The following is a 19,667-nucleotide window of genomic DNA, read 5'->3' on the forward strand; positions in this document are numbered from 1 at the left end:
ATATCTAAAAAAGGGAACAGGTACTTAAGAAAAGCTATGTACCTGCCTGCATTGACAGCGGTAAAATGGGATGATACTTTTAGGGCCTTATATGCCCGGATCGTTGCAAAACAGGGAATTAAAATGAAAGGATTAGTAGCAGTACAACGAAAGCTGCTTGAAACTATATATGTGATCTTTAAACGAAAAGAAAACTATGATAAAAACTATGAAGAAAATAAGCAAAAAAATAGAGCGCAGATACAAATAGTATAAGGCTCTATACAGGATAGCTCAAGGCTTCCTAAGAATACAAAAATAGAAAAAATTATTATTTTTCTTGTAAATCAACACAGAATCTTCGGAGAGGGGTTGGGTGAGGACATCTATTATCTATTATCTCTTATCTATTGCAGTCTCCCTTTAACATTACCGCACTGTATATTAACATTTTATCGCTGTAAAGTTAAATGCATCCTAAAGATTTAAATTTTAAGACAACCTTAATAGACACCCCGTTTAACAATAGCTAACTTAGTAAAAGAATTAGAAAACACAGTTTTATTATTTACTGATTCAGCCTTTTACTGGCGGGTCTATAAACTAAATACTATAATTATGATACAGTCTGATAACAAATTTGATCATACGGCTGAAGAGCATGGATCGCACGAAAAAAAGAGCCCTATTCCGCAGGACCACGATGGTGTAAATTATAACGAGAAAGCCCATTTAAGCGGCAACATCCAGAAAAACACCATTGCCCACGAGAGGTCTCAACTTAATGCTAACCAGGAACAAAGGCCGGATAGCAAAAACCCTGAAAGAAACAGGGATAAATAAGCTTTAATAAACTAAACAATAAAACCCATTAAAATTAAACATTATGAGTAACAAAAAGTTGATCTTAGGGATTGCGGCCGGAGTTGCAGCCCTTGCAGTTGTAGGTATTGTACTTAAAAGAAAAGGTTACCTTGACGGGGTAATTGAAAAAGCTGAAGAATTTGGTGGCGAAATTGCCGACAAATACAGCAATATTAAAGATAGCGCACGCAAAAAATTTGACGAGGTAGTACAAAAAGGTACTGAAATTGCAGATAAATACAAATCTGAAGGTGCTGATGCAGCTAAAGATGCTGCAAAAACAGCAGTTAACCAAGCTACTGTCTAAACTTATTAGCATTTCCTAATTAGTTATAAAAGGTGTCCGTTTAATAATGGGCACCTTTTATTGTTAACTTTATAATCTAAAACAGCACTGTTATGAGGTTTTATATACTAACTATTACCGCAATTATTGCCGTTGCAACCATAGCAGGCTGCAAAACTAATAATGATGCCATTACCGGCGTTGCCCAAAATGCAGTAACCACCACGCCTACTGCAAGCGACACGGTACGCATTGCAAACGACTCTTTAGAATATGAGGTTATCATTATAGATGCCGGGTTTACATCGTGGCTGGCATCGCGTGCGCGGCCAAGGGGCTACTATGGCGAACCTTATCTTAAAAACAAAAACATAATGTGGACAACCGAGTGGAACAACCGCGTTTTAAACCAGCAGCGCTATGGCGATATGTATCAATTACGGATAGATTATAGCTCGCAAATAGATTATGGTTACGAGGTAAACTACCTGTTATACAACTACCTGGTGTTTTTTCAGCAAAGTAACAACCAACGCCTGGGCGGTATTGTGCCGCAGTATTGATAATTGGGGCATCAGCAATTTTAATTTAAGAAATTGAATGCCGTAATTTTAAGCAGCCGTTAAATTTATAAATTACGCTAAACCAAGCAATAAAAGTATTGTACTGCAATAGTAAAACCTCTATATTTGCGGCTTTGGCTAATAAAATGGAAAAACTAAAGCAACGCTGGGGAATAACGCATAACTACCAACTGGTGGTTATTTTTATTGTTTTTGCCGTTACAGGTTCTACATCGGCCTATTTATCTAAACCCGTTTTAGCCTGGCTGGGTTTAAGCAAGAACGATATTTCGCTTTGGCTGTACTACCCTCTTTACATTATACTTATCTTCCCAATTTACCAGGTGCTATTGATAAGTTTCGGATTCATATCCGGCCAGTTTAAATTCTTTTGGGCTTTCGAAAAACGCATGCTTAAAACATTAGGTCTTGGTTTTTTGTTTAAAGAGTAACCCCGCCCATCCATATATAACTATGCTTATGAGATCGCTTCGTACCTCGCGAAGACGGTACCTGAAGAGTGTTATCCAATCTAAGTATTGAACTAACTGCACACTGTACCCGTAACCGTCTTTGCGGGCAAAGTACAACGGAGCCGGCAATCTATCCTATCAACAATCAGATCGCTTCGTGCCTCCCGAAGACGGTACCTGAAGAGCGTTATCCGACCTAAATATTGAATTTAACTGCACACTGTACCCGTAACCGTCTTTGCGAGCGAAGTGCAACGGAGTGCGGCAATCTATCCTATCCATAATCAGATCGCTTCGTACCTCCCGAAGACGGTGCCTGAAGAGCGTTATCCGACCTAAGTATTGAACCCAATTACACACTGTACCCGTAACCGTCTTTGCGAGCGAAGTGCAACGGAGCGCGGCAATCTACTTATCACAATCAGATCGCTTCGTACCTCGCGATGAATGCATTCCTACGCTTTTTCAGCTCCGGAGGAGCGGCATATTTATAGAACACACAAGCACAAATGCAAAGAGCTTCGGAGAAGCGGCATATAAAATCTATACCGCTTTTTCCGAAGCTCAAAAAATCCCCCTAAATTATCTTAACTAAATATGACGTTCCTCCTGGAACTCACATAGATGCTTCTAAAAACTTACTGTTTCAATTTATTCTTGTAATTCTTTTTTAGCTTATCCAGCTTTGGCGTAATAACCATCTGGCAGTACGGCTGGTTAGAATTCTGGGCATAGTAATCCTGGTGATACTCTTCGGCCGGATAAAACGTACTGGCAGAAGAAATTTTGGTCACCACCTTTTTACCTTCATAAATATTCTGGTCGGTTAACAGTTTAATAAAATTCTCTGCCGATGCTTTTTGTGCCGGGGTAGTATAAAATATCTCGCTGCGGTATTGCGTACCCACATCGGCGCCCTGCCTGTTTAGGGTTGTAGGGTCGTGGGTTGCAAAAAATATCTCAAGCAGGTCTTCATAAGCAACCTCCTCAGGGTTGTAGGTAATTTGTATGGCTTCGGCATGGCCGGTAGTACCGGTGCAAACCTCTTTGTACGTTGGGTTTGCTACAGTGCCGCCAATATAACCCGATGTTACCTTCTCTACACCTTTAAGGTCGGTAAAAAAGGCTTCGGTACACCAAAAACATCCGCCGGCAAAAATGGCAGTCTCTGTTTTACCGTTTTCCAACGGCTTGTTGCTATCTGCTACCTGAATTTTAGACCTTACATTTCCAATCCGGTCTTCGGGAGATTTTTCTTTAGACTGGCAGGCTACCGAAACCAGCGCCAGCACTATTGCAGCAATTTTTTTCATAAAATTATCTTTCTCTATTAGTTGATGTGGTTTAGCAAATACGTGTGTTAACTAAACTTTACAACTCTATATACGAAATATTGTGCCAAAAAAGATTTATTATGTTTTAAAATGTTTGTTTCTTTGTCTTAAAACCTAATTGATGATACAGGCCAGCAACATTCATAAATATTACGATAATCTGCACGTTTTAAAAGGCGTTAACCTGCACATTAAAAAAGGAGAAATAGTATCTATAGTAGGCGCATCGGGCGCGGGTAAAACCACGCTGCTGCAAATACTGGGCACACTGGATGCCCCCCTTGCCCAAAACGAAACATCGCTGCTTATTAACGGCGAGAACATACTGGGCATGAACGATAAAACGCTGTCCAAATTCAGGAACCTTAAGCTGGGCTTTATCTTTCAGTTTCACCAGCTGCTGCCGGAATTTACTGCTTTAGAAAACGTATGCATACCCGCTTACATTGCCAACAAACCAAAAGCCGAGACTGAGGCCGAAGCCAAACGCTTGTTAGAATACCTTGGCCTGTCGCACCGTATAGACCATAAGCCGGGAGAACTTTCGGGTGGCGAGCAGCAGCGTGTGGCCGTTGCGCGGTCGCTTATAAACAACCCTGCCGTTATTTTTGCCGATGAGCCATCGGGCAACCTGGATACCAACTCTGCCGAGAACCTGCACAACCTGTTTTTTAAACTGCGCGACGAGCTGGGGCAAACCTTTGTTATTGTTACCCACAACGAAGAACTTGCCAACATGGCCGACCGTAAACTTGTAATGAGCGATGGCCAAATAGTACAGCAATGATTGTAATAGCAGTATATTGGCTGTTTTTATTTATACTGCTGCTGCCACTGGGCATTTTAGCCAAACACGTGCTGCAACTGCCTACCCAAAACGCTGTTATAACCCTTTTGCTGGGCATAGTGTTGCTAACGTGTGGCTTTACACTAACAGCATTTTTCTTTAAGCTGGGGGCGGTAAATTTAGTGTGCTGGTCGGCTTTAAGCCTGGCATCCGGCATTTACTTTAAAGGCGAGGTAAAGCAATTGCTAACCAACTTCGGCACAAGCCTTAAACGCCTGCCTACCTACTCTAAAACGGCTATTGCTATACTAACCGTTGGGGCGTTGTTTAAAAGCGCGCAATATCCTTTTATTACCGATAACGAAAGCTACTATATACAAACCATAAAATGGCTCAACCAATATGGCTTTGTAAAAGGGCTTGCTAACCTGCATGTTTTTTTTGCGCAGAATTCGGCGTGGCATATTTTGCAGGCCGGTGTCAACTTTAGTTTTGTTACGAACAGGATTAACGACATTAACGGTTTTGTTTTTTTAATCTGTACTGTATTCTGCGTGTCCGAAAGTGAAATATTAACCCAAAAAACACGATATTGGCTGGGTTTTGTGCCGGTATTTTCGCTGCTGCTATTTTTGTTTTTAGATGTGCCCTCGCCCGACCTGCCACTTTTGGTAATTGTGCCTATAATTGTACATTTATTTGTAACAGAAGACAGCAACAACAGCAATTTTAAGATAGCACTACTGCTGTTTATATTCCTCGTATCCATAAAGTTAACCATACTTCCGTTAGGTATTTTGTTTGTGCCGGGGTTATTCAGGAAGGGAAATATAAAGTTTGCATTACTAACAGGCATACCTATTGCCACCCTGTGGATTGCTAAAAATACCATAATCAGCGGCTACCCGCTCTACCCCATAGCCTACTTTAAAACTGATTTTGACTGGGCCATACCCAACAATTTATTCAACGCTATAATCTCAGGAACAGCAGATTATGGATATTACCGCGATGGCAGCCTGCCTGCCGGAATCTCAATGACCGGTAAATTATTGCTATGGCTACAGCAACGCGACCTTGCCCGCATAGTAAATATAGCTACATTGTTGGTACTGGGCATTTTACCCTTTACAGGGATACTTAAAAACAAAAAATACCGATTGGTATATGTGGCGCTACTGGTAAACTTTATTGCCGTGCTGCTAACGTCGCCACAGTTTAGGTACTTCATTTACATTACGTTATGCGGTTCTTTGCTTGTAATTGCGGCGGTTTATAATTACTTTAGGGCCAAGCCGGTTTACTTTAAATTCCTGGCTATTGCGGGCACATTGGCCGCTTTTGTAAGTTTTGTAAACGTTGGATTATCAGATCTTACCAGAAACAAGCTGCACCAGGAGGTGGCGCAACCGGCAGTATCACAAATTTACCTGCCGGAGAGAACTACTAAATTACCTAACCTTAACTACTTAAAGAAAACAACAGGTAATTTGGACTACTATTCGCCTGAGTACAACTTTTTTAGGTATGGTACCGCCGATGGCCCCCTGCCCTGCGTAAATACCAACCAGCTGGAGTACTTTGAGAAGAAATTAGGCATACTGCCCCAACTGCGAGGCGAAACCCTTACAGAGGGGTTTTATTCAGCTAAAATTAAATAAGATAGTGCCATGGTATTGATATTTTTAAGCTGGCTCTACATAATATTCACAACAGTTAACCTTGGTTTTTTAACTGATAAGCTACTAAAAACCAACATAAAAGACTTTGTTGTGTTATCGGTTTTCGGGTTGTTTAGCGTGACCATATTAGCAGGTACCTGGGCCATTTTTGACCGTATTAACTGGGGGTTTCACGCTTTTTTATTGCTGCTAAATACCTTGATATTTTTTAGATACAAGACTGATATTGTGGGTATTTACAAAAACCTCTATACATCGTTACAACAACTGCAAGCCAGCTTAAAAATATTATTAGGAATTATTACGGTATTAATTATAGCACAGTGTTCGGCTGCGCCTTATGTAATTGATAACGAGACCTATTACATACAAACCATTAAATGGCTCAACCAATATGGCCTTGTAAAAGGGCTTGGCAACCTGCACTTATTTTTGGCACAGACAAGTGCCTGGCATATAACGCAGAGTGCTTTTAGCTTCTCTTTTCTGTATAAAAACTTTAACGACCTTAGCGGGTTTTGCCTGCTATTGGGTAACCTGTTCGCCATCAATAAATTGAATAGCTATTTTACCAACAATAATAAAATGTATTTGGTACTTGGGTTGTTACCGATAGCCAACCTGTTTATGTTTCAGTTTATAAGTGCGCCATCGCCAGATACACCTGTATATGTGCTATCATTCATCATAATTTTCTATTTTTCAGAATATTACAAAAATACAACTATAGAATCGTTCACAACACTTTCGCTACTGGTTGTGTTCTGTATCTTTATAAAAACTACCTCGGTAAGCATTATACTACTACCAATAATTATATTAGTTAAGCACTACAGCTACCTCATACTGAAAATCTGGAAGATAGCTGTAGTTTCGGTATTGGTACTGGCACTTTTTCTGATAAAAAATACTATTGTGAGCGGGCATCCGTTTTTCCCAATAATGTCTGATGCTTTCCATACAGAATATGCTATACCATCGGGCATAATAGACCTGCACAACACTCAGGCTAAGACGTATAGCTATCTTGTTTCAGATGGCAACTATCAAAGCATGTCAGTTACCCACCTGTTTATACGATGGTTAACACTGCCTAAACTAAACGGTTTACTAAACAAATTAGCCATTTTACTGATAGTAATTTGCCCTGTACTTATCTATCGTTTTTGCAATAAGAAAACGTTTTGGATGCTATATTTTGCAATGTGCCTGCAAATGGCTGTGTTGTTTTGGACGTCGCCGCAGTACCGGTTTTTCTTTAATTTTTTATTATTTTTTAGTCTTTTTATCGTCGCCATAGTATTTCATAAAAAACAAAACACTATAATTACACTCCTGTTTATCAGCACCTTTATCACAGCATTTGTATTGATAAATCCGGTAGACCCAAACAAATTCTCCAATAAAAAATTTGTTATTCCATTGAGCCGTTTCAATGTGGCAAACATTGTTTTTCCGCATAGCAATACAAAGTTCAATACCGGCTTTATCTTACGAAAACAGGGTAATTTAGAATATTATTCGCCTGTGGAAAATCCGGCTTTAAAGTATTTAGGCGATGGCCCTTTGCCGTGTGTAAATTATGATGCTATAGAGTACAATCGCACCCAATTTGGCATTGTGCCACAGTTAAGAAGCGCTGACCTAAAAGATGGTTTTTACCCCGTGTTTGTTAAGCCTGATTAATTTAACATACTGTTTTTGTACCTTTGCTACATGCAGGCTACTATGGATATTTTAGAGTTAAAATCGTTTTTAGACGAGAAGGTTTTACAATACAACAACCCCAATTTTATAGAATCGGACCCGGTACAGATACCCCATCTTTTTACCCTAAAGGAAGATGCCGAAATTGTCGGTTTTCTTGCCGCCACCATTGCCTGGGGCAACCGGAAAATGATTATAAACAACGCTAAAAAAATGGTTACACTTATGGGCAGCAGTCCGTACGATTTTGTTATGACCCATAAAGAGCACCATTTAGAACCGCTTGAAAATTTTGTGCACCGCACCTTTAATGGTGGCGATTTTGCTACTTTTATAAAGGCTCTAAAGCATATCTATCTCAACCATAATGGCCTGGAGGGTGTGTTTGCAGCCCATCAGCAAAATGATAGCCTTCAGCCAGCCATCAATCAGTTTAAAAAGGTATTTTTTGAGATCGAGCACCAAAACCGCACGCAAAAGCACGTGTCTGACCCATTGGCGGGATCGGCAGCAAAGCGAATTAACATGTACTTACGGTGGATGATCCGCAACGATAACGCGGGGGTTGACCTTGGCTTGTGGAAAACTATTTCTCCTGCGGCACTCTCCTGCCCACTTGATGTGCATAGCGGCAACGTGGCCCGAAAGCTGGGTATCCTTCTGCGAAAGCAAAATGATGCCAGAGCCCTTGCCGAGCTTGATGCCCAACTGCGCCTTATGGATGCCACCGACCCTGTTAAATACGATTTTGCCCTGTTTGGATTAGGAGTTTTTGAGGGGTTTTAACCGCAATAACTTTTTTTTACTATTTTTGAAATCAAATCCAACCCACTATGAAAGCCTTAAAACTTATCCTTATTGTTTTTGCAACGTTTTTAGTTAGCAATACTGTTAGTGCCCAGGAGCAAAAAACGGTTCAGACTGCTGTTATTAAAACCGCTATTTACTGCGACCATTGCAAGCACTGCGAAACCTGTGGCGATAAATTTAACCAAAAACTGATTAAAGAAAAAGGCGTACAAATGGTGGTTCTGGACGAAAAGGCCATGACTATTAAAGTTACGTACAACAGCAAAAAGACCGACCTTAATAAAATAAAACTGGCTATAAGCAAATTAGGCTATGATGCCGATGATGTTAAGGCCGAAGCCGTTGCTTACGAAGGCCTGGACGACTGCTGCAAGAAAGGATAAGCCTTTTTATCCCATCATAAAATTTAATATTTTGATGTTGCATACCGGCAATGATGTCTGCCCTGAACCGCTGCCCGCGCAGCTGATGACGTCTGTTTAATGGCCTATGCCACTATACATGTATTAATTCAAGGCAAATTATGACGCGTTTTAAAAGACACATTGCTCCGCTACAAAAAATTCCGTATTTACCGTACCTGCTTAAATGGCTGCTTTTGGCACTGGCTATTGGCGTTTGCAGTGGGTCGGCATCAGCATTTTTTTTAAATGCGTTAGACTGGGTTACCAACTTCCGCGAAAGCCATACCTGGATAATTGCCCTGCTCCCACTGGGCGGACTGATTATTGGCCTTACTTATCATTATTACGGTACCGGTATCGTGAAAGGCAACAACCTGCTGCTGGAAGAACTGCACACCCCAAAACAAATTATACCATTTAAAATGGCGCCACTGGTGCTTTTTGGCACATTGGTAACGCATTTATTTGGAGGTTCGGCAGGGCGCGAAGGCACCGCAGTACAAATGGGTGGCGCTATTGCCGACCGCTTTACCCACATCTTCAAACTGAATGATTCCGACAGGAAAATCATTATTATAATGGGAATCAGCGCCGGGTTTGCATCGGTATTTGGCACGCCGCTGGCCGGGGCTTTATTTGCCTTAGAGGTTATGATACTTGGCCGTATGCGCTATCAGGCCATTGCACAAAGCTTTTTAGTTGCTTACATTGCCCATTATACCTGCATGGCCTGGCAGGTGTCGCATACGCATTACCACATTCCGGTTGTGCCGGCTATGCAGCCTGTAACTATATTGTGGATCGTGTTAGCAGGGATACTATTCGGTATAACCGCCCTGCTGTTCTCGCAAAGCATGCATTTTTTCAGCAATTTATTTAAGAAGATAAACTACCCACCATTGCGCCCCGTAATTGGCGGCGTAGTTATAGCCTTAGCCGTTTGGGCGTTGGGCACCACTAAATACATAGGATTGGGCATCCCTACCATTTTAGAATCGTTCGAAACACAACAGCCAGCATACGCCTTTCTGCTCAAATTAACGTTAACGGCTTTTACCTTGGGTGCCGGGTTTAAGGGCGGCGAGGTTACCCCCCTGTTTTTTATTGGTGCTGCATTGGGCAATGCTTTGTTTTTGTTTGTGCCGCTGCCCATAGCTTTGCTGGCGGGGATGGGGTTTGTAGCGGTATTTTCTGGGGCAACCAATACCCCCATTGCCTGTACTATTATGGGCATGGAACTGTTTGGCTACCAGTGTGGCCTATATATTGGCCTTGCCTGCGTGGTGGCTTATTTTTGCTCAGGCAGTAAAGGTATTTACACATCGCAAATAATTGGCGGGCCTAAGTATTTTCTGTATAAAAGGTTTGGTACAAAATAATTTATTTTAATAAATTTACCTCATTATGAAAAAAGTATTTATTAGGCTTAGTATTTTTTTGGGTGCCTTAATTGTTGTTTTTTACGTTTGTAAAATTACCGGCATTTATAGATTGCACACCTGCGTAACAATGGCTAATGAGCCTGCCCTTATGCCAAATTCGTTATTTGCAACGTCTAATCTAAAGACCGAAAAATCGGGCGATCTTATTACATTTAAACACGATACTGCCCTGTTTGTTTTTAGGCTTGTGGCAAAAGAAGGCGATGTGTTATTAATAAAAAATGGCAGCCTGTATGTAAATAACGTTAATTTAGATACCAAAGCCACCAAACATTCTTATCTGGTCAGCGAGCAACAATTCTTAAAATTATCACCAAGGCCTTATGCAATGCCTTCGCCTAATGGCGGATATATTGTTTTAATGGAAGATAATATTGCCCGTAAAGCCGGATTAGCTAACTATAAACAAATTGCTCAACAAAACGAGTCTGACCCCTACATTGTTAAAATATATGGTAAAGCCTGGAATAAAGATTTTTTTGGCCCGCTAACAATTCCTGAAAATAAATTATTTGTGTTGGGCGATAATCGTGACAATGCTTTCGATTCAAGGTATTTTGGACTTGTTGATAAAGAAAATCTTGTTGGGGTTGTACTAAAATAAAACCCGGCACTTACACAAGAAACCGGGTTTACATTGCATAATTTAGTTACCGTAAACAGTTTGCAAATACGCTTTTAACGGAGTTGGTTCTCTATCCAAAAGTTTCGGAAGATCGGTATTTTGGGTGTTGAATTCATCGGCTTTAATGGCTTGGGCAAAATCGCTTAACATGCCCACGTAAAATGGCGGTACACCGGCGGCGGTTAAGGCCTGTGCAAATTCTTCAGAAGTCGGACTGATGTAAGGCACTTCCTTTCCGGAAATTTCTGAAAGGATTTGCGCGATCTCTGCAAACGAATACGAAACATCTGCTGCTATGGTATACTCTTTATTATCATGCCCGGTTGTGGTTAGCACATTGGCGGCTGCCTGTGCCATATCGCTACGTGTGGCAAAGGGTACCCTGCCCTCGCCTGCCGGAAAATACACCCCTGTTTCTACGGCCTTTTCGCCAATAAACTGGGGCAGAACATCGGCATACAGGTTGTTGTTAAGGAGCGTATAGGTAAGTTCGGACTTTCTAAGATAATCAGATGTCCTGGCATGCACATCGGCAATATCTCCGGTAAGCGAATTATTAATGTCTTTAACATCGGCACTGGTATAAATTACGTGCTTAACGCCGTTTTGCTTAGCCGCATCTATAACGTTGGCATGCTGCCTGAACCTGTCGTCCATATCGGCCGAAGAGATTAGCAGCACCGTATCTATCCCCGTAAGGGCGGTGTTTAGCGAGTTGGTATTTTTGTAATCGCCAATGCGAATATCAATGCCTTTTGCCTTAAAATCGGCTGCCTTGTTTTCATCGCGTGCCAGCGCTGCAATTTGCGATGCCGGAAGTTTTTCCAGTAAAAAATTTATGGTGGCGGTGCCCAAATGGCCGGTAGATCCTGTAACTAAAATCATTTTTATGTAATTAAGATGTTGTACATTATTTGTACTGCAAACTTATTTATATTTGCTATCTAAATTATAGTACTATGCTTTTGGATAGCGATACCCTAAAGGATAGCATTGTTAAAAACAACACGTTATGGAAACCCAGGATTGCCTGCCCGGAATAGTTAACTGCCCAAAAGAAGCTATTATGCCCGTAAAAGATGCCCTGGAGGCGTTGAGCGGAAAATGGAAGATACCTATACTGGTTTCGCTTAGCCGCGGTACAAAACGCTTTAAGGAAATTAGTAAAGAGGTTGGCGGTATTACCGATAAAATGCTGTCTAAAGAGTTAAAGGATCTGGAAATGAACCTGCTTGTGAGCCGCAAGGTGCTGGATACCTTTCCGCCCACGGTAGAGTATTCGTGGACAGACCATAGCCGTACGCTTGGCAAGCTGATACACGAGTTACAGTCCTGGGGCAAACTGCACCGAAAAAAGATTATAGAAGGGTAAGTTGGTTGTTGGTTGATGGTTATTAGTTGATGGTTGTTGGTTGATGGTTATTGGTTGATGGTTATTGGTTGATGGTTATTGGTTGATGGTTATTGGTTGTTAGTTGTTGGTTGTCGGCCTGCTGATTTCTATCATCTCAAGTCTATCATCTCAAGTCTATCATCTTAAGTCTATCATCTTAACTCTATCATCTTAAATCTATCATTTTAACTCTATAATCTTAACTCTATCATCTCCCCCTACCGCACCATACTAAAATGCCCTTTATACTGCTTGCCGTTGCTGCGTATTACCACAAACCAATAATCGGTGCTGGGTAGTGCTTGGCCGTTGTAGGTGCCATCCCACGCTTCGAGGTAGCTTAGCTCGGTTAACAGTTTGCCATAGCGGTCGAATATCCGTGTTTTTAAGCCCGGCTCGTAAGCGGCAAATTTTACGTGCCAGTTGTCGTGGCTGCCATCGCCATTGGGCGTAAAAAATTTAGGGTAATTGAGCAGGTATACCTCTTTATCTGTACCGCCGCAGCCGTTTTTATCGCGCACATAAATAGTATAGACACCAATTTCAAGATCAGTAAAAATATTGCTGTCCTGGTAATTGGCCCCGTCTATAGAATATTCATAACTACCAATACTTGCTGACGATACATACACCTCGACGGTATTATCGTCATCGGTCCAGTCGTTAATTTCGATGCTGCTTATTGTGGCACTGTTAGATAGTACCACCGTAAAATTTTTAGTAACCGTGCATACTACATCGCCGTGGTTTTGGGTAACGGTAAGCCAGTAACTACCCGCCTGGGTAATGGTAATGTAGTTTGTGGTTGCGCCTGTAGACCAGGTGTAGCTATCAAAAGTACGGCCGGCACTAATGGTTATCTGGCTGTTCTCGCAAAGGTACAGCGTATCTTCTATCGGGATAACCGGCACAGCAATCACCGTAAGGGTAATGGTAACCACCTGGTGGCATTTATCGGCAGAGTCTACCCTTACATAAATGGTATTAATGCCAACAGTAACAGCATAAGCCGCAGGGTCCGCTATTAACCCCGAGGTATCGGCAGTATTGGCAGCGATGGCCGATGTGTAGTAACTAAAGGTAACACCACCATCAACCGTAATTTGCGAATTATAAGCGGTAAGGTCTACAATTTCTGAATTATCGTTTAAATCATCGCACACATAATTGGCCACATCACTAACCGGTATACTCGGGCTAATTATAGTAACCGTAACGGCAAGCCTTGCCTGGCTTTCGCAGCCATCAATGGTTTGTGTGCCATAGTAGGTAGTTCCGCTGATCAAAGCGGTATCAGAAGCTAACAGGGTGCCCGAGGTGGCGGCATCGTACCATTGCAGGCCAGTGCCTGTAGCTTCTAAAAGGGCAACCGTTGGGTTTTGGGTGGTGCAAAATTGCTGTGCGGCGGCACCAGTTGGCGCGGCAACATCCAACACCTGTATGGTTATGGACACGCGTAGGCTTTCGCAGATGTTTACCGTTTGCGTGGCATAGTACGTGCCGGTTTGCAATAGCGCCGATGCCGATAAAGCACTACCTCCTGTAGCATTGGCGTACCATTGCACATTGGTTCCGGTAACGGAAATAGTACTTGTAGTGGCATTATTATAAACACAAAATATTTGTGGCGATGCCGCAACAGGCAATGGCTCGCCGTTAACATAAGCATTGATTATGGCAATGGCAGGATCTGAAACGCACCCTAAACTATTTTTGGTAAGAATGTTATACGTGCCCGGGGCAATATTGCTCAGCGTAGTCGTGCTAACCCAGGTAGCCCCGTTATTAAAGCTGTAGGCAGTTTGAGAGTCGGCAATGGTTATTGTTCCCGTTGGGGTAATACAGTCGGGTTGGGTAATGTTTAATATTGGCACCGGCGGAAACCCTGATGCCGCAGGTATGGTTGCAGTAGCCGCTAAAGACGCACAACCCGCAGCATTTTTAACCATTATCAGGTAATCTCCGGGCACGGCATTTAAGGTATTCGTAGTGACCCATGTAGCACCGTTATCAAAACTATAATAAGGCGAAGCATCCTGTACGGTAAGCGTACCCAGTGCATCGGCACAGGTTAGCGGGGCGGCAGCAGTAACGGTTGGCGTGGCAGGCAATGCACCTCCCAGCTCAACATGGGCAATGGTTATGGCCGATATACAGCCCGAACTATTTTTAGCGGTTACATTATAATCGCCTTCGGGCAGATTGCTAAAAAGTGTGGTGGCAACATAATTGGTACCATCTATACTGTAGGTATTTCCGGCAGGTGCGGTAATGGTTAGCGAACCGTTAGACGTGGCACAATCGGCGGGTGTGGTGGTAACCGTAGGCGCATTGGGGGCGGGGTTTACCACAATGGTAATTATATTAGAAACCACCCTGCAAGTGACTGATGTTATTGTTTCTGCCTGCGCCGTGGCCATGCGATACATATAAGTGCCTGCCGTTTGTGGCTGCACTGTAAGCGTTGTATTGGTCTCGCCTGGCATGTCGGTCCACGTGGTGCCGCTATCGGTGCTTACCTGCCATTGGTACGACGGGTCGGAATATACAGACGTGGTAATACTGCCCGTAAACGTGTATTGCGGCACCTGCCCTTCGCACACATTAAAGCTCGTGGCCGTATTGTTATTAACTACCGATGTTACCAAAGGCCCGCAGGCCCTAAAGGTAATATCGTCCAAGGCAATATCGTTGCCGGGGGCTGCCCCTACCTTGTTGTTCCGCATACGGATAACAACGGTATCTACGCCCGCAGGGGTATCAAAATAAAAACCGTACTGTGTCCACAATGCGCTACCGGCCATAGCTATATTACCCGTATTGTAAGATGCCAGTATAGTACCCGACTCACTTTCTATGGTAAAGGTAATGTTGGGCGTACTGGTATCGTTGCTTTTAAGCAGGTTCATAATCCAGGAAGCAAACTCGTAGGTGGTATCGGGGCAAAGGCCGGTTACGGTTTTTTTGTAAAAATAATCGGTTATGCTAAGGCTGGCGTTAACCACCATCATATAGCCGCCGCCGGTATGGTCGGTAGTGGTCCACCAGGTGCCGGGGGTATTGGTGGTGCTTTCTATAGTGTAGCTGCCATCGTTAGGAAAGTTAGCACTCGTGTAGGTATAGCTGGTAATTCCGCTGCCAAGCGCAGCGCCATGAATGGCGGTACCCGACCCAAAATCGATCTTTACAACAGGGTCGCCCAGGCTGCCAGAGCACAATTGCGCATGGAGTTGTGGTATATATAAAAGGCTAACTAAGAGACAGTAAAAACGTATACATTTCATGGTTGAATGATTTGTATGTACGAATGTATTGTATTACAATCCTCACAAATTAAATATGAGGTAAAGGGCTGCAATTTTGAGGTAAAGGCATCTTTATCACTTATTTTTACCCTCAGAAAATAATTAGTGTAAATAATACAATTATTTTTATCAACTTTGTTAGTATCCACCAACCACTTATAATTCAAACCTTAACAATGCATTTACAATTACGCAAATATCTCGCAATCGTTTTCTTATTATCAGTTACAACTACTATAAAATCGCAAACTACGCCCGCTGCCATAACGGTAGACCTTAAAAACGAAATAGCCCCAATGGAACCCGTTTGGGCTTGGTTTGGTTATGATGAACCCAACTATACCTACATGAAGGATGGCAAAAAGCTGCTATCGGAAATTGCCGCCCTTAGCCCCACCCCTGTTTATGTGCGCACCCACAGCCTGCTGGTTAGCGGCGATGGCGTTGCTGCCCTTAAGTGGGGGTCTACCAACGCTTATACCGAAGACGTTAAAGGCAACCCCGTTTATAACTGGACCATTGTTGACAGTATTTTTGATACCTATGTGCAGCGCGGTATGAAGCCCCTGGCGCAAATTGGGTTTATGCCCGAGGCTTTATCATCGCACCCGGTGCCCTACCGCCATTACTGGAAACCCGGCGACCCCTATACCGATATTATTACCGGGTGGGCCTATCCGCCAAAAGATTACGATAAATGGCGCAACCTGGTGTACGAATGGGTTAAGCACTGCGTGGCCCGCTATGGCAAAAAAGAGGTGGAAAGCTGGTATTGGGAGGTGTGGAACGAACCCAACGGCCATTACTGGAAAGGCACGCAGGAAGAATTTTTTAAGATGTACGACTATGCCGCCGACGGACTTAAAAAAGCCCTGCCAACCGCTAAAATTGGCGGTATTAATATTGCCGGTACCCGCACCAAGGGTGCCCTGGAGTGGACTAATAATTTTGTAAAGCATTGTATTAGCGGCACCAACTATGCCACGGGTAAAAAAGGGTCGCCTTTAGAGGCCATACTTTTTCATGCCAAGGGCTGGCCAAAATCGGTAGACGGTGTGGTGCGTATGGATATGGCGCCACAGCTGCAGGATATAGAGGCCGGTTTTAAATTAACGGCATCGTATCCGGAAACGGAAGACCTGCCTATTATCATTGGCGAATCTGACCCAGAGGGCTGCGCGGCCTGCGGTATGGCTACCAACCCGGAGAATGCTTATAGAAACGGCACCATGTATAGCAGCTACACGGCAGCAACCTTTGCCCGTAAATATTTACTGGCCGATGCTACTAAAGTCAACTTTTTGGGGGCCGTATCATGGTCTTTTGAGTTTGAGAACCAACCGTGGTTTTACGGCTTTAGAGACCTGGCCACTAACGGTGTCGATAAGCCTGTGCTTAATGTTTTCAGGATGTTTGGCATGATGACCGGTAAACGCATTAAGGCAGAGAGCAACCGTATGCTTCCGCTACAGGAGGTGTTGAAAAACAGCGTAAGGGGCGCACAATCGGATATTGGGGCACTGGCAAACAAAGATAAAAAGAGTGCCGCTGTTATGGTCTGGAATTATCACGATGATGACAAACCGGGCCCTACCGAAGCCGTTAGCGTTACGATAACTAACATACCGGCCAAGAGTGCTACGCTAACCATTTATATGATCGATAAAGACAACAGCAACTCGTATGAGGTGTGGAAAGCTATGGGTTCTCCTCAAAATCCGACACAGGAACAGATTGCCACGTTAGAAAAATCGGGCCAGCTAAAAAGTATCAGTACAAAAACCATAAAACCAACTTTAGGTAAAGCAATCATTTCGTTACAATTAGCCCGTCAGGGTGTAGCTCTGATTAAGCTGGACTGGTAAATTTCACCTTAAAATTTTTCGAAACATTCTTAAATCAAAAATAATTTATAAATTTGCGTAACTGATTACGTAATTTTATTACACATTATTTTTACAATGGAATTATTTAAAGAATTGGGCAAAGTAGCCCTTGGCAGCAAACTGCGCCTGTTTACCGAAATGTTTACTAACGATGCTGCCCGTATTTACAGTTTATACAATATAGACATGCAGCCCAAGTGGTTTCCCGTCTTCTATGTGCTATCTAAAGGCGCGTCTAAAACCATAACCAGCATTGCCAAAGAAATTGGGCATTCGCACCCCTCTGTAAGTACTATTGTAGGCGAAATGGCTAAAAAAGGCTATGTTTTTGAGGCGAAGGACACCAGCGATGGCAGGCGTAACCTTATTGCACTAACCGAAGCCGGTGCCGAAATTACAGCTAAGATTCAGGATCAGTACGCCGACCTGAATAGGGCTATTGAGGATATATCATCGCAAACTACCTACGATTTGTGGAAGGCGATTGAAGAGTGGGAATATTTACTGGGTCAGAAAAACCTGTTGCGCCGTGTTGAAGAGCAGAAAAAACTCCGCGAAAGCGGCAACGTTACTATTGTAGCATTCAAGCCGGAGTATTACGATGCTTTCAGGAGCCTTAATGTTGAGTGGATATCTGAGTATTTTAAGATGGAAGAAGCCGATTACAAGGCACTGGATAATCCGCAGGAATACATTTTAGATAATGGCGGGCACATACTGGTGGCGCTTTACAACGGCGAGCCTTTGGGGGTATGCGCCCTTATAAAATTAAAGGACAGCAAGTACGATTACGAGCTGGCCAAAATGGCGGTTTCGCCAAAGGCACAGGGCAAAAACATAGGCTACCTGCTGGGCACTGCTGCTATAGAAAAGGCCAGGCAACTGGGCGCCGCTACCCTTTACCTGGAAAGCAACACCAAACTAAAACCGGCCATTAACCTGTACAACAAACTGGGCTTTAAAAAAGTGGCAGGCAACCCCACCCCTTACGAACGCGCCGATATACAAATGCTGCTGGAGCTAAAGTAGAAGCAGTTTATACGGCTGATAATTTCTGCGAAAGCTAATGGTTACATTAACTATTATAACTTATTTTTGATGCACATACAAACCAAGCCTTAAACCATGAAATTATTATTGCCCTTATTTATAGTAACTATGTTTACAGCATGTACACAACAGGTAGCATCGCAACAGGTACTGCCGTTATATAAAACCATACCTAACAGCAAGCAATCGGCCAATAAAGAAAAGACCGAGATGGCCAGTTACGGTATAGAAATTACCACAAACGTATCGGTTCCTACGCTTACCGTTTACAAACCCGCCAAGCCTAATGCGCAGCGCAGTGCCGTTATTGTGGTGCCGGGTGGTGGCTATGGCATGGTTGCCACGGGCCATGAAGGTACCGATGTTGCCAAGGCACTAAACAGCTGGGGCGTTACTGCCTTTGTTTTAAAATACCGCCTGCCCAACGATACTATTATGCCCGATAAAACCATTGGTCCGCTACAAGACGCGCAAAGGGCGATACAGATGGTTAGGGAAAATGCCAAAGAATGGAACATAGACACCAACAAAATTGGCATTATGGGCTTTTCTGCCGGAGGGCATCTGGCCGCAACGGCTTCTACACAATTCGACAATGCGGTTATAAGCAATGATAAAAAGGTGTCGCTACGCCCTGATTTTTCGATACTTATTTATCCGGTTATAAGCTTTACCGATAACCTGACCCACATGGGCAGCCGCGATAACCTGATAGGTAAAAAGCCATCGCAAAAAAGCGTTAACCACTACTCCAACGAGTTGCAGGTAACCGATAAAACCCCGGCAGCGTTTTTGGTACATTCCGCCGATGATGGCGCTGTGCCGGTTGGCAACAGCATTGCGTATTACCAGGCATTGCTTAAGCACAAAATTTACAGCGAAATGCTGCTGTACCCCTTAGGCGGCCACGGCTATGGCATGAACAACCCCACCACCGCCGATAAATGGATGGACAACCTTAAAAACTGGATGATAGCCGGTAAATTTTTGTAGTGGTTTTGATTAGGTGGTAATTGTGTGAAAATTATTATAAATAAGCCGCAACACCATCTGCCCAATTAAAATATGGCGTATTTT

19 protein-coding genes and 1 riboswitch are annotated in these 19,667 nt (G+C 43.1%); of the genes, 16 read left to right on the plus strand and 3 right to left on the minus strand.

Features of this window, described 5'->3' with window-relative positions:
- From G509_RS21160 to G509_RS0100025, 5 genes are all read left to right on the plus strand, one after another.
- Positions 1-255, plus strand: a 255-nt coding sequence (locus G509_RS21160) for a transposase (RefSeq protein WP_035738273.1), incomplete at its 5' end; no start/stop codon positions are given.
- A 342-nt stretch (positions 256-597) separates the two neighbouring features.
- Positions 598-822: a hypothetical protein gene (locus G509_RS0100010; RefSeq protein ID WP_026989648.1), complete on the plus strand. Its 225-nt coding sequence runs from the start codon at positions 598-600 to the stop codon at positions 820-822.
- A gap of 43 nt (positions 823-865) precedes the next feature.
- Positions 866-1,150 (plus strand): hypothetical protein, encoded by a 285-nt coding sequence (locus G509_RS0100015; RefSeq protein WP_026989649.1) that lies wholly within the window; start codon positions 866-868, stop codon positions 1,148-1,150.
- A gap of 92 nt (positions 1,151-1,242) precedes the next feature.
- On the plus strand, positions 1,243-1,692 hold the full coding sequence (locus G509_RS0100020; protein ID WP_026989650.1) for a DUF6146 family protein: 450 nt from the start codon (positions 1,243-1,245) through the stop codon (positions 1,690-1,692).
- Positions 1,693-1,838: 146 nt separating this feature from the next.
- Positions 1,839-2,144 carry a DUF6787 family protein gene (locus tag G509_RS0100025; protein WP_026989651.1) on the plus strand — a complete coding sequence of 102 codons (306 nt, stop codon included), beginning with the start codon at positions 1,839-1,841 and terminating at the stop codon, positions 2,142-2,144.
- A 659-nt stretch (positions 2,145-2,803) separates the two neighbouring features.
- Here G509_RS0100025 and msrA read toward each other — a convergent pair.
- Complete coding sequence (gene msrA / locus G509_RS0100030; protein ID WP_026989652.1) at positions 2,804-3,352, minus strand: peptide-methionine (S)-S-oxide reductase MsrA; 549 nt, start codon at positions 3,350-3,352, stop codon at positions 2,804-2,806.
- Positions 3,353-3,620: 268 nt separating this feature from the next.
- Here msrA and G509_RS0100035 point away from each other — a divergent pair, with 268 nt between their 5' ends.
- The 7 genes from G509_RS0100035 (at position 3,621) to lepB (ending at position 10,935) form a co-directional block, all read left to right on the plus strand.
- Positions 3,621-4,286, plus strand: coding sequence for an ABC transporter ATP-binding protein (locus G509_RS0100035; protein ID WP_026989653.1), 666 nt, complete (start codon positions 3,621-3,623; stop codon positions 4,284-4,286).
- Positions 4,283-5,947, plus strand: coding sequence for a DUF8201 family protein (locus G509_RS0100040; protein WP_026989654.1), 1,665 nt, complete (start codon positions 4,283-4,285; stop codon positions 5,945-5,947). Before G509_RS0100035 ends, G509_RS0100040 begins: the two co-directional genes overlap by 4 nt.
- Before the next feature lie 9 nt (positions 5,948-5,956).
- Positions 5,957-7,654 (plus strand): DUF8201 family protein, encoded by a 1,698-nt coding sequence (locus tag G509_RS0100045; RefSeq protein WP_026989655.1) that lies wholly within the window; start codon positions 5,957-5,959, stop codon positions 7,652-7,654.
- A gap of 42 nt (positions 7,655-7,696) precedes the next feature.
- A complete protein-coding gene (locus tag G509_RS0100050; RefSeq protein ID WP_026989656.1) occupies positions 7,697-8,461 on the plus strand; it encodes a TIGR02757 family protein in 765 nt (254 codons plus the stop codon).
- 47 nt (positions 8,462-8,508) lie between these two features.
- Complete coding sequence (locus G509_RS0100055) at positions 8,509-8,868, plus strand: cation transporter (RefSeq protein WP_026989657.1); 360 nt, start codon at positions 8,509-8,511, stop codon at positions 8,866-8,868.
- A 37-nt stretch (positions 8,869-8,905) separates the two neighbouring features.
- Positions 8,906-8,970: riboswitch (Fluoride riboswitch) on the plus strand.
- A 38-nt stretch (positions 8,971-9,008) separates the two neighbouring features.
- Positions 9,009-10,268 carry a voltage-gated chloride channel family protein gene (locus tag G509_RS0100060; protein WP_026989658.1) on the plus strand — a complete coding sequence of 420 codons (1,260 nt, stop codon included), beginning with the start codon at positions 9,009-9,011 and terminating at the stop codon, positions 10,266-10,268.
- A 25-nt stretch (positions 10,269-10,293) separates the two neighbouring features.
- On the plus strand, positions 10,294-10,935 hold the full coding sequence (gene lepB, locus G509_RS0100065; protein ID WP_026989659.1) for a signal peptidase I: 642 nt from the start codon (positions 10,294-10,296) through the stop codon (positions 10,933-10,935).
- 42 nt (positions 10,936-10,977) lie between these two features.
- Here the strand turns inward: lepB and G509_RS0100070 are convergent, their stop codons facing one another.
- Entirely contained in the window at positions 10,978-11,841 is an 864-nt protein-coding gene (locus tag G509_RS0100070; protein WP_026989660.1) for an SDR family oxidoreductase, read from the minus strand.
- A 127-nt stretch (positions 11,842-11,968) separates the two neighbouring features.
- On the opposite strand from G509_RS0100070, the gene G509_RS0100075 reads away from it, so the two are divergent.
- Complete coding sequence (locus tag G509_RS0100075; protein WP_026989661.1) at positions 11,969-12,328, plus strand: winged helix-turn-helix transcriptional regulator; 360 nt, start codon at positions 11,969-11,971, stop codon at positions 12,326-12,328.
- Positions 12,329-12,567: 239 nt separating this feature from the next.
- Here G509_RS0100075 and G509_RS22660 read toward each other — a convergent pair whose 3' ends face one another.
- Positions 12,568-15,633 (minus strand): T9SS type B sorting domain-containing protein, encoded by a 3,066-nt coding sequence (locus G509_RS22660; RefSeq protein WP_081663213.1) that lies wholly within the window; start codon positions 15,631-15,633, stop codon positions 12,568-12,570.
- A 197-nt stretch (positions 15,634-15,830) separates the two neighbouring features.
- On the opposite strand from G509_RS22660, the gene G509_RS0100085 reads away from it, so the two are divergent.
- The 3 genes from G509_RS0100085 to G509_RS0100095 all read left to right on the plus strand — a co-directional run bounded on the left by G509_RS0100085 (position 15,831) and on the right by G509_RS0100095 (position 19,583).
- Entirely contained in the window at positions 15,831-17,519 is a 1,689-nt protein-coding gene (locus tag G509_RS0100085; RefSeq protein ID WP_026989663.1) for a GH39 family glycosyl hydrolase, read from the plus strand.
- A gap of 96 nt (positions 17,520-17,615) precedes the next feature.
- Positions 17,616-18,569 (plus strand): bifunctional helix-turn-helix transcriptional regulator/GNAT family N-acetyltransferase, encoded by a 954-nt coding sequence (locus tag G509_RS0100090; protein WP_026989664.1) that lies wholly within the window; start codon positions 17,616-17,618, stop codon positions 18,567-18,569.
- 96 nt (positions 18,570-18,665) lie between these two features.
- Positions 18,666-19,583 (plus strand): alpha/beta hydrolase, encoded by a 918-nt coding sequence (locus tag G509_RS0100095; protein WP_026989665.1) that lies wholly within the window; start codon positions 18,666-18,668, stop codon positions 19,581-19,583.
- Positions 19,584-19,667: the final 84 nt, after the last annotated feature.

Source organism: Flavobacterium subsaxonicum WB 4.1-42 = DSM 21790 (assembly GCF_000422725.1).
Classification (GTDB): Bacteria; Bacteroidota; Bacteroidia; order Flavobacteriales; family Flavobacteriaceae; genus Flavobacterium; species Flavobacterium subsaxonicum.